The 23,219-nt window shown below is 71.8% G+C and carries 21 protein-coding genes; 14 read left to right on the top strand and 7 right to left on the bottom strand.

Translation table 11 applies throughout. The features are described 5' to 3' along the window. Positions 1-5: 5 nt before the first annotated feature. From ACWFRU_RS21705 to ACWFRU_RS21695, 3 genes are all read right to left on the bottom strand, one after another. Positions 6-515 (bottom strand): GNAT family N-acetyltransferase, encoded by a 510-nt coding sequence (locus ACWFRU_RS21705; RefSeq protein ID WP_453689307.1) that lies wholly within the window; start codon positions 513-515, stop codon positions 6-8. Between the two features lie 257 nt (positions 516-772). After that, positions 773-1,765: an aldo/keto reductase gene (locus ACWFRU_RS21700; RefSeq protein ID WP_453689305.1), complete on the bottom strand. Its 993-nt coding sequence runs from the start codon at positions 1,763-1,765 to the stop codon at positions 773-775. A gap of 59 nt (positions 1,766-1,824) precedes the next feature. After that, positions 1,825-2,358 (bottom strand): MarR family winged helix-turn-helix transcriptional regulator, encoded by a 534-nt coding sequence (locus tag ACWFRU_RS21695; RefSeq protein ID WP_453689304.1) that lies wholly within the window; start codon positions 2,356-2,358, stop codon positions 1,825-1,827. 66 nt (positions 2,359-2,424) lie between these two features. Between ACWFRU_RS21695 and ACWFRU_RS21690 the strand changes: the two genes are divergently transcribed. After that, the gene (locus ACWFRU_RS21690) at positions 2,425-2,880 is read left to right on the top strand and encodes a carboxymuconolactone decarboxylase family protein (RefSeq protein WP_453689484.1); all 456 of its coding nucleotides are present in this window, start codon (positions 2,425-2,427) and stop codon (positions 2,878-2,880) included. Here ACWFRU_RS21690 and ACWFRU_RS21685 read toward each other — a convergent pair. Further along, positions 2,845-3,570 carry an SGNH/GDSL hydrolase family protein gene (locus ACWFRU_RS21685; RefSeq protein ID WP_453689302.1) on the bottom strand — a complete coding sequence of 242 codons (726 nt, stop codon included), beginning with the start codon at positions 3,568-3,570 and terminating at the stop codon, positions 2,845-2,847. The genes ACWFRU_RS21690 and ACWFRU_RS21685 overlap by 36 nt on opposite strands. A gap of 115 nt (positions 3,571-3,685) precedes the next feature. Between ACWFRU_RS21685 and ACWFRU_RS21680 the strand changes: the two genes are divergently transcribed. Continuing rightward, entirely contained in the window at positions 3,686-4,675 is a 990-nt protein-coding gene (locus tag ACWFRU_RS21680) for a WD40 repeat domain-containing protein (RefSeq protein ID WP_453689300.1), read from the top strand. 11 nt (positions 4,676-4,686) lie between these two features. Here the strand turns inward: ACWFRU_RS21680 and ACWFRU_RS21675 are convergent, their stop codons facing one another. Further along, positions 4,687-5,481: a TetR/AcrR family transcriptional regulator gene (locus ACWFRU_RS21675; RefSeq protein ID WP_453689298.1), complete on the bottom strand. Its 795-nt coding sequence runs from the start codon at positions 5,479-5,481 to the stop codon at positions 4,687-4,689. A 103-nt stretch (positions 5,482-5,584) separates the two neighbouring features. Here ACWFRU_RS21675 and ACWFRU_RS21670 point away from each other — a divergent pair, with 103 nt between their 5' ends. Both ACWFRU_RS21670 and ACWFRU_RS21665 read left to right on the top strand, forming a co-directional pair. After that, positions 5,585-6,640 (top strand): ATP-binding cassette domain-containing protein, encoded by a 1,056-nt coding sequence (locus tag ACWFRU_RS21670; protein WP_453689296.1) that lies wholly within the window; start codon positions 5,585-5,587, stop codon positions 6,638-6,640. Beyond that, a complete protein-coding gene (locus tag ACWFRU_RS21665) occupies positions 6,637-7,479 on the top strand; it encodes an ABC transporter permease (RefSeq protein WP_453689294.1) in 843 nt (280 codons plus the stop codon). Before ACWFRU_RS21670 ends, ACWFRU_RS21665 begins: the two co-directional genes overlap by 4 nt. A 72-nt stretch (positions 7,480-7,551) precedes the next feature. Here ACWFRU_RS21665 and serC read toward each other — a convergent pair whose 3' ends face one another. Then, positions 7,552-8,670, bottom strand: a complete 1,119-nt coding sequence (serC, locus tag ACWFRU_RS21660) for a phosphoserine transaminase (RefSeq protein ID WP_453689292.1) — start codon at positions 8,668-8,670, stop codon at positions 7,552-7,554. 159 nt (positions 8,671-8,829) lie between these two features. Here serC and ACWFRU_RS21655 point away from each other — a divergent pair, with 159 nt between their 5' ends. Continuing rightward, positions 8,830-11,649: an FAD-binding and (Fe-S)-binding domain-containing protein gene (locus ACWFRU_RS21655; protein ID WP_453689290.1), complete on the top strand. Its 2,820-nt coding sequence runs from the start codon at positions 8,830-8,832 to the stop codon at positions 11,647-11,649. Positions 11,650-11,926: 277 nt separating this feature from the next. Here ACWFRU_RS21655 and ACWFRU_RS21650 read toward each other — a convergent pair whose 3' ends face one another. After that, a complete protein-coding gene (locus ACWFRU_RS21650) occupies positions 11,927-12,958 on the bottom strand; it encodes a hypothetical protein (protein ID WP_453689289.1) in 1,032 nt (343 codons plus the stop codon). A gap of 210 nt (positions 12,959-13,168) precedes the next feature. On the opposite strand from ACWFRU_RS21650, the gene ACWFRU_RS21645 reads away from it, so the two are divergent. The 9 genes from ACWFRU_RS21645 to ACWFRU_RS21605 all read left to right on the top strand — a co-directional run bounded on the left by ACWFRU_RS21645 (position 13,169) and on the right by ACWFRU_RS21605 (position 23,205). Beyond that, entirely contained in the window at positions 13,169-14,227 is a 1,059-nt protein-coding gene (locus tag ACWFRU_RS21645; RefSeq protein WP_453689287.1) for an EamA family transporter, read from the top strand. 114 nt (positions 14,228-14,341) lie between these two features. Beyond that, a complete protein-coding gene (locus ACWFRU_RS21640) occupies positions 14,342-15,136 on the top strand; it encodes a TIGR03084 family metal-binding protein (protein ID WP_453689285.1) in 795 nt (264 codons plus the stop codon). After that, complete coding sequence (locus ACWFRU_RS21635) at positions 15,133-15,339, top strand: hypothetical protein (protein ID WP_453689283.1); 207 nt, start codon at positions 15,133-15,135, stop codon at positions 15,337-15,339. The genes ACWFRU_RS21640 and ACWFRU_RS21635 overlap by 4 nt, the downstream gene beginning before the upstream one ends. Beyond that, entirely contained in the window at positions 15,336-17,108 is a 1,773-nt protein-coding gene (locus tag ACWFRU_RS21630; RefSeq protein ID WP_453689281.1) for an acyclic terpene utilization AtuA family protein, read from the top strand. Before ACWFRU_RS21635 ends, ACWFRU_RS21630 begins: the two co-directional genes overlap by 4 nt. Continuing rightward, positions 17,105-18,712: an acyl-CoA carboxylase subunit beta gene (locus tag ACWFRU_RS21625; RefSeq protein ID WP_453689279.1), complete on the top strand. Its 1,608-nt coding sequence runs from the start codon at positions 17,105-17,107 to the stop codon at positions 18,710-18,712. Before ACWFRU_RS21630 ends, ACWFRU_RS21625 begins: the two co-directional genes overlap by 4 nt. Positions 18,713-18,756: 44 nt before the next feature. Next, complete coding sequence (locus ACWFRU_RS21620; RefSeq protein WP_453689277.1) at positions 18,757-20,661, top strand: ATP-binding protein; 1,905 nt, start codon at positions 18,757-18,759, stop codon at positions 20,659-20,661. After that, positions 20,658-21,836: an acyl-CoA dehydrogenase family protein gene (locus tag ACWFRU_RS21615; RefSeq protein WP_453689275.1), complete on the top strand. Its 1,179-nt coding sequence runs from the start codon at positions 20,658-20,660 to the stop codon at positions 21,834-21,836. The genes ACWFRU_RS21620 and ACWFRU_RS21615 overlap by 4 nt, the downstream gene beginning before the upstream one ends. 29 nt (positions 21,837-21,865) lie before the next feature. Further along, on the top strand, positions 21,866-22,600 hold the full coding sequence (locus tag ACWFRU_RS21610; protein WP_453689274.1) for an enoyl-CoA hydratase family protein: 735 nt from the start codon (positions 21,866-21,868) through the stop codon (positions 22,598-22,600). Then, positions 22,588-23,205 (top strand): TetR/AcrR family transcriptional regulator, encoded by a 618-nt coding sequence (locus tag ACWFRU_RS21605; RefSeq protein ID WP_453689272.1) that lies wholly within the window; start codon positions 22,588-22,590, stop codon positions 23,203-23,205. Before ACWFRU_RS21610 ends, ACWFRU_RS21605 begins: the two co-directional genes overlap by 13 nt. Positions 23,206-23,219 lie beyond the last annotated feature (14 nt).

Here is a 23,219-nt window from a genome sequence, read left to right as displayed (position 1 = left end):
CCGGGTCACACCCGCCGGGCCAGGATCTGGCCCGGCCAGGTGCCGTCCTGCTCGACGAAGGACTCGGTCCGCGTGAAGCCGTTGCGCTCGTAGAACGCGACGAGCTTGCCGTCACCGCCCGCGTAGCAGTCGACCCGGAGCAGGGAGACCCCCTGTCTCCGGGTTTCCTCTGCCGCGTGCGCGAGGAGGGCGGCGCCCGCGCCCGTCCCGTGCCGGGAGGCCAGCAGATGGATGTAGCGCTCCGGCTCGTCCACCGGCGCGATGTACGCCCCCGGGCCATCGGTCAGCGTGAGCGTGCCGACCGGCAGCCCACCGATCTCCGCGATCCAGGGGGAGCCGGTGGTCAGATACTTCTCGACCAGGGCGACGGTCTTCGGATTGGCCGACCAGGGCGTGTCGCCCCACTGCCCGGTACGCCCCTGCGAGACGAGCCAGGCGACGGCCTCGTCGAAGAGGGCGAGAACGGTGGGAATGTCGTCGGGACCGGCGGGACGGATGGTTATGTGGCTGTCCATGCGACTTTCTCTCCCCCGGTCCGCGCCCGGATATCCGGCCGGTGCGGTGGTCGGTCGACGGCCGTTTGGTGGAGGCGGTTAACCTCGACTGCGTGGACCCCAAAACCAGGAACCGGATCATGGCCGGTGTGCTCGTGCTGATGTTCGTCGTCGTGGCGGTCGCGGCCGCGGTCGGCCAGTGAGGCGATGACCGCGGCCGCACGCGCGGCACGCTCTGATCAGCCGCTGATCACCCAGCGGTGATCACCCGCTGATCATCACCAGGCGAAGGACTCCGGCGAAGGCCCCGGCCCCGGGAAGATCTCGTCCAGGGCGTCGAGCAGCTCGGCCGGGAGTTCCAGCTCGACGGCGCGCAGTGCGCTGGTGAGCTGCTCCGACGTACGCGGCCCGACGATCGGTCCGGTGATGCCGGGCCGGGTGAGCAGCCAGGCGAGCGCGACCTCGCCCGGCGCGAGGCCGTGCTTGTCGAGCAGGTCCTCGTACGCCTGGACCTGCGCGCGCACCTCGGGCTTCGCCAGCTCCTGGGCGGCCCGTCCGCCGGTACGCCGCTTGCCCTCGCCCTCCTTCTTCAGGACGCCGCCGAGCAGCCCGCTGTGCAGCGGCGACCACGGGATGACGCCGAGGCCGTAGTCCTGGGCGGCCGGGATCACCTCCATCTCGGCGCTGCGCTCGGCGAGGTTGTAGAGGCACTGCTCGCTGACGAGGCCGTAGCTGCCGCGTCGCGCGGCGATCTCGTTGGCCTGGGCGATCTTGTATCCGGGGAAGTTGGACGAACCCGCGTAGAGGATCTTGCCCTGGGTGATGAGGGTGTCGATCGCCTGCCAGATCTCCTCGAAGGGAGTGCGGCGGTCGATGTGGTGGAACTGGTAGATGTCGATGTAGTCGGTCTGCAGGCGCTTGAGCGAGGCCTCCACCGACCGGCGGATGTTGACCGCCGAGAGCAGGTCGTGGTTGGGCCACGCGGGCTTTCCGTCGAGGGCCATGTTCCCGTACATCTTGGTGGCGAGGACGGTCTTGTCCCGCCGGTCGCCGCCCTGCGTGAACCACGTGCCGAGGATCTCCTCGGTGCGGCCCTTGTTCTCGTCCCACCCGTAGACGTTGGCGGTGTCGAAGTAGTTGATGCCCGCGTCGAGCGCGGCGTCCATGATCGTGTGGCTGTCGGGCTCGTTGGTCAGTGGCCCGAAGTTCATGGTCCCGAGCACGAGTCGACTGACCTTGAGTCCTGTGCGTCCCAGCTGCGTGTACTCCATGGTTGCCAAGCCAACGACTTGGAGTGCGCTCTATGCAAGGGTGCGCGCCCGGCGGGCGGTCACGAGCCGCCGAGCCAGCCCGCCGCGTCGAGGCGGAACGCGTCCGGCGGCACGACCGTGCGCAGATCGTCCTCCAGCGTGCGCAGGCGCCCCGCGCCGAGCTGCCCGGCCCACTCCGCGTGCAGTGCGTCGAAGATCGCCGCCGAGCGGCGCAGTGCGTCGATGCCGTGCGGGGTGAGGCGGATGAGCTTGCGGCGGGCGTCGGCGGGGTCGTCGGTGCGTTCCGCGTAGCCGAGGGTGAGCAGCCGGTCGACGGTCTTGCCCGCGGCCTGCTTGGAGACGCCGAGCCGCCGGCCCACCTCGCTGGCGCTCGCGCCCCGTACGCCGATCGCCTGCATCGCGAAGCCGTGGGCCGGGCGTACGTCCGGGTGGCCCTGACGGGCCAGTTCGGCGTGCAGCCGGTCGATCAGCGTGCGGAATCCGGCGAAGAGGAGCAGCGGCAGCTCGAAGCCGCGCCCGTCGCCGTCCGCCGGGACACCCTTGCCAGAATCGACAACCTGATTTACCTTCTTATCGTCAACCACGTTGTCCATCGTAGGGGGTACCTCTTGTTCGCCGAGCACACCGTGGAAACCGCGCCCGCCGCCTCCCGCGCCGCGATGGAGCGCACGGCCGCCGCCTTCGGGAAGACGCCGGACGCGGTGGCGCGGCTCGCCGAGTCGCCCGAACTGCTCAACGGCTTCCTGGAGTTGAGCGCGTCCTTCGAGGGCTCGACGCTGGAGCCGGTGGCGCGCGAAGTCGTCATCATGACCGTCGCCGTACGCAACGACTGCCACATCTGCGTGACCATGCACACCGGCAAGCTGCGCAAGCTGGGCGCGGACACGGAGCTGATCGCCGCCTTGCGCGAGGGGAAGGCCCTGGCCGACGAACGCCTGGAGGCGGTACGGCAGTTCACCCTGGAGGTGCTGGCGACCGCGGGCGGAGTGGGGGACGACGACCTGGAGAAGTTCCTCGCCCACGGCTACACGAAACGCAACGCCCTCGAAGTCGTCCTCGGCATCGGCACCTACACGATGTCAACCCTGGCGAACCGGCTGACGCGGGCCACGTGACGCTCCTGCCTTGCCGTACGGTGCGGCAAGGCCCCACGCCTGGTGCATCGCGTCCGCGAACGCCGCCGCCAGCTTGTGCTCGCCGCTCGCGTTCGGGTGCGTGCCGTCGTAGGTGTCGCGGTCGATGTCGTACGACGGTGGCGTCGAGGCCAGGAGCAGCGGGGAGGCGCCCTCGTCGAGGTCCGCCGCGGCCTTCGCGAGAAGCACGTTGAAGCGGGACACCTCCGCCGCGAACGGCGCGTCCGTCCTGGCCCGGATGTTCGGGATCACGGGGAGCAGGACGAGGCGGACACCCGGGTTGGCGGACCTCGCCGCCGAGACGAAGCGGCGTACGTTCTCCGCCGTCTGTTCCGCGTTCGTGTAGAAGCCCAGGTCGATCAGGCCGAGGGAGATGAGCAGGACGTCGGGGCGGTCCTGGCGCACCGCGTCCGCGATCTGCGGCGCCATGTGCAGCCAGCCCTCGCCCCACCCCGCGAAGTGGTGGCGGGGGAAGTCCGGGTCGCTGCCGGCGTAGGCGTACGAGACCGGTTCGCCGGAGACCTTGTCGTGCAGCGCGCTGCGCGGCCCCACCACCGCGAAACCCTCCTCGCCGAGCGAGGGCCGCAGGTGCTGCCACATCCGGTAGCGCCAGGTGTGTTCCCCCGCGCTGCCGATCGTCATCGAGTCGCCGACGAACATGAACCTGAGCATCCGCTCATCATCGCGGATCAAGGCCCCGGCATGCGATGTGAGGCTGACCACCCGATGTGAGGCTCAACACCCGGCGAACGCCCGCCCCGCCGCGCGGGGGTGGCAGGCTTGGGCCATGCGTTCACTGCGTTCTTCGATGGGTGCCGCCGCCGGGTGCCTGGTCCTGCTGTGTGCCGCCGGCCCCGCCGCCGCCGACGACAGCCACGACGGGTTCACCATCAAGGACCCCCGCATCATCGAGTCCAGCGGCCTCGCCGCCTCCCGCGCCCACCCGGGCGTCTACTGGACGCACAACGACCAGGACAAGAACGGCGCGCTGCTCTACGCGGTGGACGGCAAGACCGGCGAGACCGTCGCCACCATCACCATGACCGGCGTGGGAAAGCCCCGCGACGTGGAGGCGGTGTCCGTCGGCGCCGACGGCAACATCTACGTCGGCGACATCGGCGACAACCTCGGCGGCACCTGGTCCCACGTGTGGATCTACAAGCTGCCCGAGCCGAAGAAGCTGGGCGAGCAGACCGTGCGCGCCACGCAGTACACGGTGAAGTACGAGGACGGCGCGCGCGACGCCGAGGCCCTGATGGTCCACCCGAAGACCGGCCGGATCTACATCGCCGACAAGAAGGAGGAGGGCGGCGCGCTGTACGAGGGGCCCGCCCAGATGTCCTCGTCCGGCGTCAACGTCTTCAAGCGCCTGGGCACCACCGGACTCTGGACCACGGACGGCGCCTTCTCGCCCGACGGCAAGCAGCTCGCCCTGCGCGGATACCTCGGCGGCGTCTCGTACACCTGGAAGGGCGAGGGCAAGAAGCCCGAGCGCCAGGGGCGGCTGAGCGTGCCGTTGCAGCGGCAGGGCGAGTCCGCGACGTACACCCTGGACGGGACGACCATCCTGTACGGCACCGAGGGCGGGCAGAGCGAGGTGGAGCCCGTCGAGGTCGAGGGAGCGGGCGGCGGCCACGACTCCGCGTCCGGCGGCGGGAGTTCCGGCGAGTCAGGGGGCGGCGCCGGGCTCGACGGCGACCTCAAGGTGGGCGGCCTCGCGCTGGCCGCCGTGCTCGTGGCCTTCTTCGGCCTGAAGCGGATGTTCCGCCGGAAGTAGCGGGCCGGACCTCACGCCTGCCCGGCGGCGCTCGTCCCCGCCTCGCGCCGGGCCACCAGCACGTCGAGGCCGTCCAGCAGGCGTTGCAGGCCGAACTCGAAGTGGTCGAAGTCCGCGCCGAACGCGTCGCCGGACAGGCCCGCGAGGTGGGGATAGCGGCCGCTGGTCATGATCCGTTCGAGGGTCGGGTGCTGCGCCTCCCAGAACGCCTCGTCCGTCAGGCCGGTCTTCCTGACCGCCTCCATCTCGTGCACCTGGGTGCGGGCGACCCCGGTGACGTATCCCTCGACCATGACGACCACACCGATCAGCTCGGGGTCGGTCAGGCCCATCGACTTGATCCCGGCCAGGGTCAGTTCGAGGCCGCCGACCGAGCCGGGGCCGAGCACCGGGCGTGCCTGGTTGACCTGGAGCAGCCAGGGGTGCGCGCGGTAGAGGACGAGTGTCTCGCGGGCGTACGTCTCGACGGCCTCACGCCAGCCGCCGCTCGGGGGCGTGGCGTCGGGGGCCGGCATGTAGACCCGGTCCAGCATCAGGTCGAGCAGCTCGCCCTTGCCCGGGACGTAGCGGTACAGGGACATCGTGCCGGTGCCGAGTTCCGTGGACAGGCGGCGCATCGAGACCGCCGTGAGCCCCTCGGCGTCCGCGAGCCGCACCGCCTCGGTGACGATCCGGTCCAGGGTGAGTCCGGGCTTGGGGCCGCGCGTGGGGCGTTCGCCCTCACCCCAGAGCAGCTCCAGGCTGCGGACGATGTCGCTGCCGGTGCGCTGGGTGCTGTCGCCGGAACCGCCGTTCGTGCTCGTCATGACGCTCAGCCTAATCGCCGGACCAGTAATTGGGTACGGTGTACCCGAAAAACTGGGTACGGTGTACTCTCTATTGAGTACGGCGTACCCAGAGGGGGCTCGGATGGCTGGCGCGGGAAGGTCTGGAGGGGCAGTGAGCGAGACGACGAACGACTACGCGGTACGGGCCGAGGGGCTCGACAAGCGCTACGGGGAGAAGAAGGCCCTGGACGCCTTCGATCTGCGCGTGGCGCGCGGCACGGTGCACGGACTGCTCGGCCCGAACGGCGCGGGCAAGACCACCGCCGTACGCATCCTCTCGACGCTGGTGCGCCTCGACGGCGGCCGGGCCGAGGTCGCGGGGGCCGACGTGGTGCGACAGCCCGACGTCGTACGCGGCCGCATCGGTCTGACCGGCCAGTACGCGGCCGTCGACGAGGTCCTGACCGGGCGGCAGAACCTGGAGATGTTCGGCCGCCTCTTCCACCTCGGCGGCAAGCGGGCGGCGCGGCGCGCCCAGGAACTCCTCGAACAGTTCGACCTGGTGGACGCGGCGGGCAAGGGAGCCGGCCAGTACAGCGGCGGCATGCGGCGCAGGCTCGACCTCGCGGCGTCGATGATCCTCGCGCCCGCCGTCCTCTTCCTGGACGAGCCGACCACCGGACTCGACCCGCGCAGCCGCCTCGAAGTCTGGGACACCGTAAGGAAGTTGGTCGCGGACGGCACGACGGTCCTGCTCACCACGCAGTATCTGGAGGAGGCCGACAAGCTGGCCTCCCGGATCACCGTCATCGACCAGGGCCGCGCCATCGCCGACGACACCCCGGACGGCCTGAAGAACACGGTGGGCGGCAGCTACCTGGAGGTCGTGGTCCGCGACAGCGCCGACCTGCCCGCGGCGCTGAAGGCAGTCGCCCGCGTCGCCGAGGGCGTCCCCGAGGCAGTCGACCTGGAACGCCGCGTCCAGGCGGCCGTCACCGACCGGGTCGCCGCCCTGACGGACGTGGCGCGGACCCTCCAGGACCAGGGCGTCGCCGTGGAGGACATCGGCCTGCGCAGGCCGAGCCTCGACGACGTGTTCCTGCGCCTGACGGGACACCGCACGGAGCACGAGACCGGCGCGGCCGCTCCCGCCAAAGCCGCCGCCCGCATCGACGAGAAGACGGGAGCCGCGGCATGAGCGCCGTACTGACACCGGAACCACTGGCCGCCGACACCTCGCGCGGACGCCTCTACTGGGCGCTCGCCGACACCTGGAACGTCACCCGCCGCTACCTCACCCACTTCCAGCGCCAGCCCGTCAACATCGCCTGGCAACTGGGCTTCCCGATCATCTCCGTGCTCCTGTACGGCTTCGTCTTCGGCGAGGCGATGAAGGTGCCCGGCGGCGACGACGGCGACTACAAGCAGTTCCTGATGCCCGGCATGTTCGTGATGACCATGGCCTTCGGCTTCATGAACACCGCGATGGCGGTCGTCACGGACTCCACCAAGGGCGTCATCGACCGTTTCCGCTCGATGCCGATGGCGCCGTCGGCGGTGGCCGCGGGGCGCGGACTCGCGGACCTGATCGTGGCGTGCGCCGAGCTGACGATCCTCGCGCTCACCGCGCTCGCGATCGGCTGGCGGTCCAGCGCCGGACTGCCCGAGACCCTGGCCGCGTTCGGGCTGCTGCTGCTCCTGCGGTTCAGCCTGATCTGGGTCGGCGTGTTCCTGGGCCTCGTGGTGCCGACCCCGGAAGCGGCGGGCGGGCTCTACGCGGTCGCCTTCCCGCTCACCATGATCTCCAGCGTCTTCGTCGCGCCGTCGCTGATGCCGGACTGGCTGGCGCCGGTCGCCGCCTGGAACCCGGTCTCCTCCACGGGCACGGCGGCACGCGAACTGTTCGGCAACCCCGGGGCGGGCGGGGCGAGCTGGGTCGAACAGAACGCGGTCCTGATGGCCGTGCTCTGGCCCCTCGCGATCTCACTCCTGTTCCTGCCGCTGGCGGTACGGAAGTTCAAGCAGCTGAGCAGGTAGTTGGTCCCCGTACGCGAAGGGGGGCGCTCGGCAGGTATCACCTGCCGGGCGCCCCCATCTGCGTACGAGCTGCTAGAGCTTGTCGATGACGTAGTCGATGCACTTCGTGAGCGCCTCGACATCCGAAGGATCAATCGCCGGGAACATCGCCACGCGCAGCTGATTGCGGCCGAGCTTGCGGTACGGCTCCGTGTCCACGATCCCGTTCGCGCGCAGAGCCTTCGCCACCGCGGCGGCGTCGATCTCGTCCGCGAAGTCGATCGTGCCGATGACCTGCGAACGCTTGGCCGGGTCCGTGACGAACGGCGTCGCGTACTTCGACTCCTCCGCCCACCCGTACAGGGTGCGCGAGGACGCGGCCGTGCGGCCGGTCGTGAAGTCGAGCCCACCCTGGCCGTTCATCCAGTCCAGCTGCTCACCGAGCAGGAAGAGTGTGGCGAGCGCCGGGGTGTTGTACGTCTGGTTCTTGCGGGAGTTGTCGATCGCCGTGGGAAGGCTGAAGAACTCCGGGACGTGCCGCCCGCTCGCGTGCACGCGCTCGGCACGCTCGATGGCCGCCGGGGAGAACGCGGCGATCCACAGGCCGCCGTCCGACGCGAAGGACTTCTGCGGGGCGAAGTAGTAGACGTCCGTCTCGGCGATGTCGACCGGCAGGCCGCCCGCGCCGGAGGTGGCGTCCACCAGGACGAGGGAACCCTCGTCCGCGCCGGCCACCCGCTTGACGGGGGCCGCGACGCCGGTCGAGGTCTCGTTGTGCGTGAAGGCGTAGACGTCCACGCCCGCCTCGGCCTGCGGCTCCGGGTGCGTACCCGGCTCGCTCGAGATCACCGTGGGCTCGGCGAGCCACGGGGCGAGCTTCGAGGCCTTGGCGAACTTCGAGGAGAACTCACCGAAGGTGAGGTGCTGCGACTTGTTCTCGATGAGGCCGTGCGTCGCGACGTCCCAGAAGGCGGTGGAGCCGCCGTTGCCCAGGATCACCTCGTACCCCTCGGGGAGGGAGAAGAGGTCGCGCACACCCTCGCGCACCTTGCCGACCAGGTTCTTGACCGGGGCCTGGCGGTGGGAGGTGCCGAGCAGAGAGGTACCGGTGGCGGCGAGCGCGTCCAGCGCCTCCGTGCGCACCTTGGAGGGGCCCGCGCCGAAACGTCCGTCGGCGGGCTTGATGTCAGCGGGAATCTGGATCTCAGCCACGGGAGGAGCCTAACGGCTCCGCCTCGCCCGTCTCGGGAGTGTCCGTCGGGTGAGACCGCCCCGCACGGTCCGTGGACGCGCGGGGGGTTCCACCCCGACCCGTTCGGCCGCCCTCGGTACGGGCCTTCGCGGATGCATATTGAGGGCATGGATATGGGCATGAGTGATCTCGGAGGCGTGGAAGAGGAACTGCGGGCGGCCGTGCGGGGGGAAGTGGACTTCTCCGTCACCGCGCGGTCCCTGAACACCATGGACGCGTCCAACTACCGCAGAGTGCCGCTCGGCGTCCTCGCCCCGCGCGACGCGGACGACGTGGCGGCGGCGCTCGCCGTGTGCCGGGAGCGCGGGGTGCCGGTCGTGGCCCGCGGCGCCGGTACGTCCATCGCCGGCCAGGCGACCGGCACGGGGCTCGTCCTCGACTTCACCCGCCACATGAACCGGATCGTGTCCCTGGACGCCGAGTCGCGGACCGCGGTCGTCCAGCCAGGCGTGATCTGCGACGGACTGCGGGGTGCGGCGGCCCCGTACGGCCTGACCTTCGGCCCCGACCCGTCCACCCACAACCGCTGCACCCTGGGCGGCATGATCGGCAACAACTCCTGCGGGTCGCACTCGGTCGCCTGGGGCACCACCGCCGACAACGTCGCCTCGCTCTCGGTGGTCAGCGGCGCGGGCGAGCGGCTCGCGCTGGGGCAGGGCTGGTCCGGCGCTCCGGAGGGTCTGCGGGCGCTGGTGGACGGCGAGTTGGAGCTCCTGCGCACCGGCTACCCGGACCTGCCGCGCCGCATCTCGGGCTATGCGCTCGACGCCATGCTCCCCGAGCGGGGCGTCGACCTGGCCCGCGCCTTCTGCGGCTCCGAGGGCACGCTCGGCGTGGTGACGGAGGCCGTCGTACGCCTCGTCGAGTCGCCACGCGCGCGTGCCCTCGCGGTCCTCGGTTACGCGGACGAGAGCGCGGCGGCGGAGGCCGCGGCCGGGCTGCTGCCGTACGGGCCGCTGACGGTGGAGGGGATGGCCGCCGACCTCGTACGGGGGTCCGAGGGGCTGCCCAAGGGCGGTGCCTGGCTGTTCGTGGAGACGGGCGGCGCGAGCGAGGGCGAGGCACGCGCGCGTGCGGAGGCGATCACGCGGGCGGTCGCCGGGGACACGGTGGACTCGGTGGTCGTCACGGACCCGGCGGGGCAGCGCGTGCTGTGGCGGGTCCGCGAGGACGCCAGCGGGACGGCGACGCGGATGCCGGACGGCAGCGAGGCGTGGCCGGGGTGGGAGGACTGCGCGGTGCCTCCGGCCCGACTGGGCGCTTATCTGCGGGACTTCAGGGGGCTGCTCGCCGAGCACGGCCTGCGTGGGACCCCGTACGGGCACTTCGGGGACGGCTGCATTCACGTACGCATCGACTTCGACCTGATGAGCGAGGTGGGCGTGCGGCGCTTCCGGCGTTTCTCCGAGGACCTGGCGCGGCTCGTGGTCGCGCACGGGGGCTCGCTGTCGGGCGAGCACGGGGACGGCCAGGCGCGGGCCGAACTCCTCCCCACGATGTACGGGGCTGACCTCGTCCGGCTGTTCGAGCGGGTGAAAGGGGTGTGGGACCCGGCGGACCTGCTGAATCCGGGGATGCTGGTGCGGCCCGCGCCGCTGGACTCGAACCTGCGCTTCGACCCGCTGCCGCGGCAGCCGGTGGACGTGGCCTTCGGCTACCCGCATGACGGCGGGGACTTCTCGGCGGCGGTGCGGCGGTGCGTGGGCGTCGCCAAGTGCCGCACCACGTCGGCCGGTTCGGGGGGCGGGGTGATGTGCCCGTCCTTCCGGGCGACGGGCGAGGAGGAGCACTCCACGCGGGGCCGGGCGCGTCTCCTGCACGAGATGCTCGCGGGCGACGTGGTCACGGACGGCTGGCGCTCGGAGGAGGTACGGGACGCGCTGGACCTCTGCCTGTCCTGCAAGGGCTGCCGTTCGGACTGCCCGGTGGGCGTGGACATGGCCACGTACAAGGCGGAGTTCCTGCACCACCACTACGAGGGCCGCCGGCGCCCCGCGGCGCACTACGCGATGGGCTGGCTGCCGCTGTGGCTGCGCCTGGCCGCACGGACGCGGACGGCGGGGGCGGCCAACGCGGTGGCCCGTGTGGGGGTGCTGGCGTCGCTGGCCAAGAAGCTGGGCGGGATCGCACCGGAGAGGGAGATCCCGCGTCTCGCGGGCGAGACGTTCCGCAGGTGGTTCCGGGAGAGGCGGGCTGGCGAGGCCCCTCCGGGCCCGACGGTCGTGCTCTGGCCGGACACGTTCACGGACCACCTGTCACCGGAGGTGGGCCGGGCGGCGGTGCGGGTCCTTGAAGACGCGGGCCTGCGGGTGGTGGTGCCGCCGGGGGACGTGTGCTGCGGCCTGACGTACGTTTCGACGGGCCAACTGGACCGCGCCCGCACGGTGATGCGGAGGACCCTGGACCGGATGGGACCGCTGCTGGACTCGGACGCGCTGCTGATGGTCCTCGAACCGAGCTGCGCGGCGGCGCTCAAGACGGACCTGGTGGAACTGCTGTCCGGGGACGAGCGAGCCAGGGATTTGGCTGCCCGAGTACGGACGTTCGCGCAGACCCTGGAGGAACTGGCCCCGGAGTGGACACCACCCCGGATCGGCCGCCCGGTGGTGGGCCAGACGCACTGCCACCAGCACGCGGTGCTCGGCGACGCGCCGGAACGCCGCCTGCGCGAGAAGGCGGGTCTGGAGGGCGAGCTGAGCGGCGGCTGCTGCGGCCTCGCGGGCAACTTCGGCTTCGAGGCGGGCCATTACGAGGTCTCGGTGGCCTGCGCGGAGGAACAACTGCTCCCGGCGGTACGGGCCGCCACCCCGGAGCCGGAGGGCGGCCCCTTGATCCTGGCAGACGGCTTCTCCTGCCGAACCCAGCTGGAACAGCTGGGGGAGGGGGCACGGGGGCGGCATTTGGCGGAGGTGCTGGCGGAGGGGCTGGATGGGGGGTGAGGGGGGCGCGGGGTGCGGGGGTTCACGGATTCCGGACGGGGGCGGCCGGGTTACGGGGGCCGGAGTGCTGCCCACGGCGTCGGAGCTCCGGCATTACGCGGCGCGGCCTCGCCCCCACCCACCCCCGCCTGGCCGGACGCATCAACCCCCCGGGCCCCAGCTTCGACACCATGCGGTGCGGCCTCGTCCCCACCCACCTGCCCCGCCTGCCCGGGCGTCACGGCCCGCTCCCGCGCCAGAGAATCCCGCGCCCCTCAGCCCCAGCCGCCACCAGCCGTCACCAGCCCTCACCGCCAGCCGCACTGCCGGCCCGCGGTGCGCCCGTCTCCGCGCCCCTCGCGTCCGCCTCGCCCGCCCGCAACTCCCAGTACAAGCGGGCCGTCGTCCCGCACACCAGGGGCATGACCAGCGGAGGGAGCAGGAGCAGGGCCACGGTTGTGGGAAAAATCTGCATCAGTACGCCCGTGATCCATACGTTGTCGTCGCTGAGCCACAGCATGCCGAGCCCGGCGTAATGGGCGAGAGGGGCGGCCGCGTAGCCGGTCAGGAAGATGACGAGGGCCGTGGCCGCCACGGACAGCGTGCCGAGGCCGAGGGTGCGCATGCGTGCCCGGCGGGTCAGCACCCAAGAGCGGTACAGCGCCACGAACGGAGAGCGGCGTTCCAGAACCGTCTCGGCGGTGGCCAGCGAGAGGCGGAAGTACAGCAGCGGGCCCAGGTACATGACGGCGAACGGCAGCACCCATCCCACCAGCGTGTAGAGCGGGGTCGCGGTCTCGCCGATGGGCGTGGGCTCGACGCCGGGCACCTCGCCACGCTCGACGGTCATCCACAGCACGTAGCTCGCCAGCGCCATGGCACCCACGATCAGACCGCTCAGCGCGTTGACCGCGAGGGCGGCGGGGAAACGCCCGCGGGTACGCCGCCACAGTTCGCGTACGGTCAGCGCCCCACCACCCTCACGCGTGGAGTGGGACTCGGCGACGGCGTACGCGGCGTGCAGCACGGAGACGACGAAAAGTCCCAGGACGAGCAGCAGCAACGACACCCCGAGACCGACCTTCACCAGCGGAAACCAGCCGCCGTCGGCGTAGGCCACGTAGGAGTCCTCGTTGGCGATGTTGCGGTCCGCGTAGTCCCTGACCCCTTCGAAGGTGTCCCACGCCGCGGCGAACCCCCCGGCCAGAATCGCGCACCCGAGGAGTGCAGTGAGACCGGACACCCGCAGCGCGAATCCGTACGCCGCGCCTCGGTAGCTCCGACACCCCCCGCCCAGCCGCCCGGTCGCCTGATTTCCGTCGCGCGTCATGCCCTGACCTGACTTCCGTACGGTTACGTGGTGACTGCACCCAAGACGCGGGGCGGGGTGTGGGGGGTTCCACGGCCAACCGTCATGTGGACCCGGTTTGCGTACAGCAGTGAAAGGGCTCCACAATCCTGACGTGGTCTACTACCTTGGACGGGGTAGTTCAGGTGAGTGGACTGGTCGAGGCTGGTTGGGGCTCAAGAAGTGGAAGGGATGGCTGTGGACGCGTCGAGGAGTGGCCAGGAGGCGGCATCCGGTGGGCGGTGGGGTGCCCTCGGGCCCGTCGGCCTGGTGCTCGCGGGCGGCGTCTCCGTCCAGTTCGGCGGGGCCATCGCCGTGAGCGTGATGCCCAAGGCCGGAGCCCTCGGCATCGTGACCCTGCGGCTCGCCTTCGCCGCCCTGGTCCTGATGATCGTCTGCCGGCCCAAGATGCGCGGGCACTCCCGCGCCGACTGGGGGACCGTCGTCGCCTTCGGTGTGGCCATGGCCGGGATGAACGGGCTCTTCTACCAGTCCGTCGCCCGGATTCCCATGGGGCCCGCCGTGACGCTGGAGGTGCTCGGGCCGCTGGCCCTCTCCGTCTTCGCGTCGCGCCGCGCCGTGAATCTGATCTGGGCCGGGCTCGCCCTGTGCGGTGTCTTCCTGCTGGGTGGCGGGGGCGGGTTCAGCGGGCTCGATCCCGTCGGCGTCGCGTACGCGCTCGGTGCCGGTGCCATGTGGGCCACGTACATCATGTTCAGCGCCCGTACGGGGCGCCGCTTCCCGCAGGCCGACGGGCTCGCCCTCGCGATGGTCGTCGCGGCGATCCTCTTCCTGCCGCTCGGCCTCATCGAGTCCGGGGAGAAGCTGGTGCGGCCCGAGGTGCTCGCGCTCGGCGCGGCCGTCGCCGTGATGTCCTCCGTGCTGCCGTACACCCTCGAACTGCTCGCCCTGCGCCGCCTTCCCGCCTCCACCTTCGCGATCATGATGAGCCTGGAGCCCGCGATCGCCGCCGTCGCCGGATTCCTGGTGCTGAACCAGGCGCTTTCCGTCAACGAGGCGCTGGCCATCTCGCTCGTCATCGCCGCCAGCATGGGGGCCGTGCGGACGCAGGTCGGGCGGGGGCGGGTGCGCCGTGGGGACGGCGGGGACGGTGGGGGCGGCGGAAACGTCGTTACGGGGGCCACCCCGGACGCGGTCCTGGCGCCTGCCGAGGGTGCCGAAGGCGGCGAGTGTGCGGACGGCGACGGGCGGGCGGCCGAAGCGCCCGTCCCGGAGACGTCCGGAAAGTAATGCAAGCACGCTTGCTTGTTTCTCCGGGCGCTGCCATGCTCCGGGGCACTTCCCCAAGCTCTCAACTTCGTTCGAGCAGGGGAGACCCCATTCGTGCCCCGAGGGGAGCGCTCCGTGTCCGAAGCTGTGCCCGTACTCGATGATCTGCGCCGTGAGAGCGAGGAACTCGACCAGCTGGTAGGGGGGTTGGGTGAGGAGCGCTGGGCGCTCGGCACCCCCGCCGAGGGCTGGACCGTCGCCCATCAGATCGCCCATCTCGCCTGGACCGACCGCGCCGCGCTGACCGCCGTCACCGACGGGGACGCCTTCGGCCGGCTCGTCGAGGAGGCCCTCGCCGCTCCCGACTCGTTCGTCGACGCCGGGGCCGAGGAGGGGGCCGCGCAGCCGCCGGGCGAGTTGCTCGCCCAGTGGCGGGCCGGGCGTGACGCCCTGCTGAAGGCTCTGACGGCCGCCCCGCGCGGCACCCGTTTCCCTTGGTACGGGCCGCCCATGTCGGCCACCTCCATGGCGACGGCCCGGCTGATGGAGACCTGGGCCCACGGCCAGGACGTCGCCGACGCGCTCGGCGTCGAGCGGGTGCCCACCGACCGGCTGCGGCACATCGCGCACATCGGGGTGCGCGCCCGGGACTTCTCCTTCGGGGTACGGGGTCTCGACGCGCCCGCGTCCCCCTTCCGCGTGGAGCTCCGGCTGCCCTCCGGTGAGCCCTGGACCAGCGGCCCCGAAGACGCCGACCAGCGCGTGACCGGCCCCGCGCTCGACTTCTGCCTCCTCGTCACGCAACGCGCCCACCGAGACGACCTCGCCGTACGCACGAACGGCACTGACGCCGAGCGCTGGCTGAGCCTCGCCCAGGCCTTCGCGGGCCCACCGGGACCGGGCCGCCCGGCGAAGGGAGGCGGGCGATGAGCGCCTCGCAGGCCGCCGCACGGACAACCCCGCAGGCCGCCCCACGGACAACCCCGCCAGCCGCCCGGCCGTGCCTCGCCAACACCCCCGGCCGCCTCGCCGTACGCACGAACGGCACCGATGCCGAGCGCTGGCTCGGCATCGCGCAAGCCTTCGCGGGCCCGCCGGGGCCGGGTCGCCCCGCGAAGGGAGGCGGGCGATGAGCGACCCGCGCCCCTCCCCACCCCCCGCCCCCCTCCGCATCGGCAACGCATCCGGCTTCTACGGTGACCGTTTCGACGCCATGCGTGACATGCTCACCGGCGGCCCCCTCGACGTCCTCACCGGTGATTACCTCGCCGAGCTGACCATGCTGATCCTCGGTCGTGACCGGCTCAAGGACCCCACCCGCGGGTACGCGAAGACCTTCCTGCGGCAGCTGGAGGAGTGTCTTGGGCTCGCCCAGGAACGGGGCGTCAAGATTGTCGCGAACGCCGGGGGGCTCAATCCCGCCGGGCTCGCGGACGCCGTAAGGGAGTTGGCAGACCGGCTCGGGATCGGTGTGCGGGTTGCGCATGTGGAGGGCGATGACCTCGGGGCCCGTTTCCCGGATGCCCTCACCGCCAACGCCTACCTCGGCGGCGCCGGAATCGCCGCCTGCCTGCGCGCCGGGGCCGACATCGTCGTCACCGGGCGCGTGACCGACGCCGCCCTCGTCACCGGGCCCGCCGCCGCCCACTTCGGGTGGGGCGACGACGACCACGACCGGCTCGCCGGCGCGGTCGTCGCCGGGCACATCCTCGAATGCGGGACGCAGGCCACCGGGGGCAACTACGCCTTCTTCGGCGAGCGCCCACAGAGCGACCTGCTGCGGCCCGGCTTTCCGGTCGCCGAGATCTACGAGAACGGCGGCAGCGTCATCACCAAGCACTCCGGCACCGGCGGCTTCGTCGACGTCGGCACGGTCACCGCGCAACTGCTCTACGAGACCTCCGGCGCCCGTTACGCCGGGCCCGACGTCACCGCCCGGCTGGACACGGTCACCCTCACGCAGGACGGGCCGGACCGGGTCCGCGTCTCCGGAGTGCGCGGCGAGGCACCGCCACCGGACCTCAAGGTCGGCCTGAACCGGCTCGGCGGCTTCCGCAACGAAGTCGTCTTCGTCCTCACCGGGCTCGACGTGGAGGCCAAGGCAGATCTCGTCCGCGCCCAGGTCGAGGACGCGTTCGCGCGGTCCAAGTCCCGTCCGCAGGAAGTGCGGTGGGAACTCGCCCGCACCGACCGGCCCGACGCCCCGAGCGAGGAGACCGCCTCCGCCCTGCTGCGGCTCGTCGTTCGCGACCCGCAGCAGGAGCCCGTCGGCCGTGCCCTGAGCGGCGCCGCGATCGAACTGGCCCTCGGCAGCTACCCCGGCTTCCACGTCACGGCACCCCCGGGCAAGGGCGCGCCCTACGGAGTCTTCGAAGCCGCGTACGTCGAGCGCGGCACCGTCGACCATGTGGCCGTACTGCCCGGCGGCGAGCGGATCCAGGTCCAGGGCCCCGGCGACACCCTCGTACTCGAAGATCTCCACGAGCAGCCTCCCCTGCCCGCACCCTTCCCGCCCGGCCCCACCCGCCGCGCCCCCCTCGGCCGCATCGCCGGGGCCCGCAGCGGCGACAAGGGCGGGGACGCGAACGTCGGCGTCTGGGCACGCACCGACGACGCCTGGCGGTGGCTCGCCCACGAGCTGACCGTCGAGCGGTTCCGTGAACTCATCCCTGAAGCGGCGGAGTTGAACGTCGTGCGTCACCTCCTGCCGAACCTGCACGCGCTGAACTTCGTCGTCGAAGGAATCCTCGGCGCGGGCGTCGCCTCCCAGGCCCGCTTCGACCCGCAGGCCAAGGGCCTCGGCGAGTGGCTGCGCGCCCGCCACGTCGACCTGCCCGCCCAACTCCTGGGCGCGGACGAACCGTTCGTAGAAGCGACCGAACCGACGGAGGTACTCCCGTGACCGTCCTCGCGTCCGCGCTCGACCCCGCGAGCGCCGAGTACGCCGAGCACCGCGAGGCCATGCTGGCCAAGCTCGCCGAACTCGGCACCGAGCAGGCCAAGGCCCTGGAGGGCGGCGGCGAGAAGTACGTGGCCCGGCACCGCAAGCGCGGAAAGCTCCTCGCCCGCGAGCGGATCGAGCTGCTGCTCGACCCCGACACGCCGTTCCTCGAACTGTCGCCGCTCGCCGCCTGGGGGAGCGACTACCCGGTGGGCGCCTCGATGGTGACCGGCATCGGCGTCGTCGAGGGCGTGGAGTGCCTGATCACCGCCAACGACCCGACCGTACGCGGCGGTGCCAGCAACCCGTGGACCCTGAAGAAGGCCTTTCGCGCGCACGAGATCGGGCACGCCAACCGGCTGCCGTCCATCCACCTCGTGGAGTCCGGGGGCGCCGACCTGCCGTCCCAGAAGGAGATCTTCATCCCGGGCGGGGCGCTCTTCAAGCACCTCACCCAGTCGTCGGCCGCCGGGATTCCGACGGTCGCCGTCGTCTTCGGCAATTCGACCGCGGGCGGCGCGTACGTCCCCGGCATGAGCGATCACGTGATCATGGTCAAGGAGCGCGCCAAGGTCTTCCTCGGCGGCCCGCCCCTGGTGAAGATGGCCACCGGCGAGGAGAGCGACGACGAGTCGCTCGGCGGCGCCGAGATGCACGCCCGCACCTCCGGCCTCGCGGACTACCTCGCCGACGACGAGCGCGACGCGCTGCGGCAGGCGCGGCGGGTCGTCAAACGCCTCAACTGGCGCAAGGCGTACGCCGATCCGGCCGCGACCACGGTCGTGGAGCCGCCCAAGTACGACCAGGACGAGCTGCTCGGCATCGTGCCCGGCGACCTCAAGATCCCCTTCGACCCGCGCGAGGTCATCGCCCGCATCGTCGACGCCTCCGACTTCGACGAGTTCAAGCCGCTGTACGGGCCGAGCCTCACCACCGGTTGGGCCTCCCTGCACGGCTATCCCATCGGCATCCTCGCCAACGCGCAGGGCGTGCTCTTCAGCGAGGAGTCCCAGAAAGCCGCCCAGTTCATCCAGTTGGCCAATCAGCGCGACATCCCGCTGCTCTTCCTGCACAACACCACCGGCTACATGGTCGGCAAGGAGTACGAGCAGGGCGGCATCATCAAGCACGGCGCCATGATGATCAACGCCGTGTCGAACTCGCGCGTGCCGCACCTGAGCGTCCTGATGGGTGCTTCGTACGGAGCGGGTCACTACGGCATGTGCGGGCGCGCCTACGACCCGCGGTTCCTCTTCGCCTGGCCCAGCTCCAAGTCGGCCGTCATGGGGCCGCAGCAGCTCGCCGGAGTCCTGTCGATCGTGGCCCGGCAGTCCGCCGCCGCGAAGGGGCAGCCCTACGACGACGACGCGGACGCGGCCCTGCGCGCCATGGTGGAGCAGCAGATCGAGTCGGAGTCGCTGCCGATGTTCCTCTCCGGCCGTCTCTACGACGACGGCGTCATCGACCCCCGCGACACCCGCACGGTCCTCGGCCTGTGCCTGTCCGCGATCCACACCGCCCCCTACGAGGGCGCGCGCGGTGGCTTCGGCGTCTTCCGGATGTGAGGACCCTCATGACCACTCCCATGACCACTTCCATGAGGACCCCCATGACGTCCCCCCTGACGAAAACGATCAGCAGCGTCCTCGTCGCCAACCGCGGCGAGATCGCCTGCCGCGTCTTCCGCACCTGCCGCGACCTCGGCATCGCCACCGTGGCGGTCTACTCGGACGCCGACGCGGACGCCCTGCACGTCCGTGAGGCCGACACCGCCGTACGGCTGCCGGGCTCGTCCCCCGCCGACACGTATCTGCGCGGCGAACTCGTCGTGAAGGCCGCACAGGCGGCGGGCGCGGACGCCGTCCACCCCGGCTACGGCTTCCTCTCGGAGAACGCGGACTTCGCCCGCGCGGTCCTGGACGCCGGGCTCGTGTGGATCGGGCCCTCTCCCGAGGCCATCGAATCCATGGCGTCCAAGACCCGCGCCAAGGAACTCATGGGCATCGCGCCGATGGCCGTGGACGAGGTCACCGAGGACGATCTGCCGGTCCTGGTGAAGGCGGCGTCCGGCGGCGGCGGGCGCGGCATGCGCGTCGTACGCGAGTTGAAAGCCCTGAAGGGCGAGTTGGAGGCCGCGCGTGCCGAGGCCGCCAGCGCCTTCGGCGACGGCGAGGTCTTCGTCGAGCCCTATCTGGAGGGCGGCCGGCACGTCGAGGTGCAGATCATGGCCGACGCGCACGACACCGTCTGGGCGCTCGGCACCCGGGACTGCACGCTCCAGCGCCGACACCAGAAGGTCATCGAGGAGTCCCCGGCGCCGGGCCTGACGGCGGAACTCGTCGACGAACTGCACGCACAGGCCGTGCGCGCGGCGCGGGTGACCGGGTATCGCGGGGCGGGCACGGTGGAGTTCCTGGTCGCGGGCGACCGGGCGCACTTCCTGGAGATGAACACCCGGCTCCAGGTCGAACACCCGGTCACGGAGGCCGTGTTCGGCATCGATCTCGTGGCGCTGCAGATCCAGGTGGCGGAGGGCGCGCCCCTCGCGAAGGAGCCGCCGACCGCACGCGGCCACGCGGTGGAGGCCCGCCTCTACGCCGAGGACCCGGCCGCGCAGTGGGCCCCGCAGACCGGCACCCTGCACCGGCTGTCCGTGCCGGGCGTGCGGCTCGACACGGGGTACGTGGACGGCGACACGATCGGCGTGCACTACGACCCGATGCTGGCCAAGGCCGTCGCGTACGCCCCCACGCGTGCGCAGGCCCTGCGCGGTCTCGCGGGAGCGCTGGAGCGCGCGGTCGTGCACGGGCCCGTCACCAACCGGGAGTTGCTCGTACGGTCCCTGCGGCAACCGGAGTTCGTCGGGGCCCGCATGGACACGGGCTTCTACGACCGGCACCTCACCGAGCTCGCGGCCCCCGCCCCGGACCCTTACGCCCCGCTGGCCGCCGCGCTCGCCGACGCGCACGGACGCTCCCGGTTCGGCGGCTTCCGCAACCTCGCGTCGCAGCCGCAGGTCAAGCTCTTCCGCAGCGAGCCCGATGGCACCGAGCACGAGGTGCGCTACCGCCACACGCGGGAGGGGCTGAGCGCGGAAGGGGACACCGAAGGGGTGCGGGTGCTGTCCGTGTCCCGCGAGCTCGTCGTGCTCGAAGTCGGCGGCGTACGCAGGCAGTTCACCGTGAGCCGGTACGGCGACGATCGCGTGTACGTCGGCAACACCGCCCTCACCGCGCTCCCGCTGCTCCCCGAGCCGACCGCCCGCCAGGAGCCCGGCTCCCTGCTCGCCCCGATGCCCGGCACCGTCGTGCGCCTGGCAGAGGGGCTCACGCAAGGGGCGCGGGTCACCGCCGGGCAGCCCCTCATCTGGCTGGAGGCCATGAAGATGGAGCACCGCATCTGCGCCCCCGCCTCCGGCACGCTCACCACCCTGCACGCCCTGCCCGGCCGCCAGGTCGAGGTCGGCGCCCTGCTCGCAGTCGTAGACGTCGTACAGGAGGAACAATCCGTATGAGCACCGTCCCGAGCACCGTCCTCGAAACCGAAGAGCACCAGGCCCTGCGCGCGGCCGTCGCCGCGCTCGGCAAGCGGTACGGCCGCGACTACATGTCCCGGGTCGTGGCGGGCGAAGGCCACCCCGACGAACTGTGGGCCGATGCCGCCAAGCTCGGATACCTGGGCGTGAACCTGCCCGAGGAGTACGGCGGCGGAGGCGGCGGCATAGCCGAACTCTCCATTGTCCTGGAGGAATTGGGCGCCGCCGGCTGTCCCCTCCTGATGATGGTCGTCTCGCCCGCGATCTGCGGCACCGTCATCGCCCGCTTCGGCACCGACGAGCAGAAGCGGGCCTGGCTGCCCGGCCTCGCCGACGGCAGCCGCACCATGGCGTTCGGTATCACCGAGCCCGACGCGGGCTCCAACTCCCACCGGATCACCACGACCGCCCGCAAGGACGAGGCGAGCGGCGACTGGCTCCTGACCGGCCGCAAGGTGTTCATCTCGGGCGTCGACATCGCCGACGCCACACTGATCGTGGGCCGCACGGAAGACGCCCGCACCGGCAGCCTCAAGCCCTGCCTCTTCATCGTCCCGCGCGAGACGGAGGGCTTCCACCGGCGGCGGATCGAGATGGAACTCCAGGCCCCGGAGAAGCAGTTCGAACTGACCCTGGACGACGTACGGCTGCCCGCCGACGCCCTGGTGGGAGACGAGGACGCCGGGCTGCTCCAGCTCTTCGCCGGCCTCAACCCCGAGCGGATCATGACGGCGGCGTTCTCGCTCGGCATGGCACGCTTCGCCCTCGCCCGTGCGGTCGGATACGCCAAGGAACGCAGCGTCTTCAAGAGCCCGATCGGCGCCCACCAGGCGATCGCGCACCCCCTCGCGCAGTCCCACATCGACATCGAGCTGGCCCGCCTGATGATGCAGAAGGCCGCCAGGCTGTACGACGAGGGCGACGACATGGGCGCGGGCGAGGCCGCCAACATGGCCAAGCTCGCGGCCGCCGACGCCTGCGTGAAGGCCGTCGACCAGTCGGTGCACACGCTCGGCGGCAACGGCCTGACGAAGGAGTTCGGCCTGGCCTCGCTGATCGTGGCCTCACGGGTGGCCCGGATCGCCCCCGTGAGCCGGGAAATGATCCTCAACTACGTCTCGCACCAGACGCTGGGCCTGCCCAAGTCGTACTGAGCCGTCTCCTCCGGAGAAAGGGAGTTCCCATGAGCCTTGTCTGCTCCTCCCCGCAGCGCGGCATCGTCATCTTCACCCTGGACAACCCCGCCAACCGCAACGCCCTCTCGGCGGGCCTCCTGGACGGCCTCGCGGAGGCGCTCGGCGACTGCGGCAAGGACCCCGACGTACGCGCGATCGTCCTCACGCACACCGGCTCCACGTTCTGCTCGGGCGCCGACCTGCGGGAGCCGCCGGACCCGGCGGTCTTCGTGGGACTGCTCCGGCAGATCCTGGAGCTGCCGAAGCCGGTGGTGGCGCGGGTGGACGGGCACGTGCGCGCGGGCGGGCTCGGCCTTCTCGGCGTGTGCGACATGGCGGCCGCGGGTCCCGGGGCGTCGTTCGCGCTGACGGAGGTACGGATCGGGGTGGCGCCCGCGGTCATCTCCATGCCGCTCCTGTCCCGGCTCGACCCGAGCGCGGCCTCGCGCTACTTCCTCACCGGGGAGCGCTTCGGCGGGGCGGAGGCGGCGCGGATCGGCCTGGTGACGGCGGCCGGGGACGACGTGGACGCGGAGCTCGCGCCTCTCCTGGAGGGGCTGCGGAAGGGGGCGCCGCAGGCCCTGGCCGAGACGAAGAAGCTGCTCACGGCTAGGGTGCTCGACGCATTCGACCACCACACGGACTCCCTCGTCGCCCTGTCCGCGCGGCTCTTCGCATCGGCGGAGGCGCGGGAGGGTATGGGGGCGTTCCTCGAACGACGGGAGTGCCCATGGGTGCTGTGACCGCGGACGACCGGGCCGACCGGTCCGATCGCGCCGACCGCTCGCCCAAGCAGGACCGCAGCCGCGCGACGCGTCAGCGGCTCCTGGAGGCCGCGGTGGCGTGCCTCGCCGAGAGCGGCTGGGCGGGCTCCACGGTCTCCGTGGTCGCCGAGCGGGCGGGCGTCTCGCGCGGGGCGGCCCAGCATCACTTCCCGACGCGGGAGGACCTGTTCACGGCGGCCGTGGAGTACGTCGCCGAACAGCGGTCCACGGCCTTGCGGGAGCTCCCCGCCCAGGACCGCGCCTCCGTGGTGGCCGCCCTGGTCGACCTCTACACGGGCCCCCTGTTCCGGGCGGCGCTGCATCTGTGGGTGGCGGCGTCGAACGAGCCGCAACTCGGCTCCCGGGTGACGGAGCTGGAGGCCCGGGTGGGCCGTGAGACGCACCGGATCGCGGTACGGCTGCTGGGGGCGGACGAGTCCCGCCCCGGGGTGCGGGAGACGGTCCAGGGGCTCCTGGACATGGCGCGGGGCCTGGGCCTCGCGAATCTCCTGACGGACGACGGGGCGCGGCGGGAACGGGTGGTGCGGGAGTGGGCGAAGCTGCTGGACGTGGCCCTGGGGTGAGCGGCCCCGCACAC

It is taken from the genome of Streptomyces sp. NPDC055099 (assembly GCF_053607685.1).
This window is presented reverse-complemented; position numbering and strand designations above follow the sequence as displayed.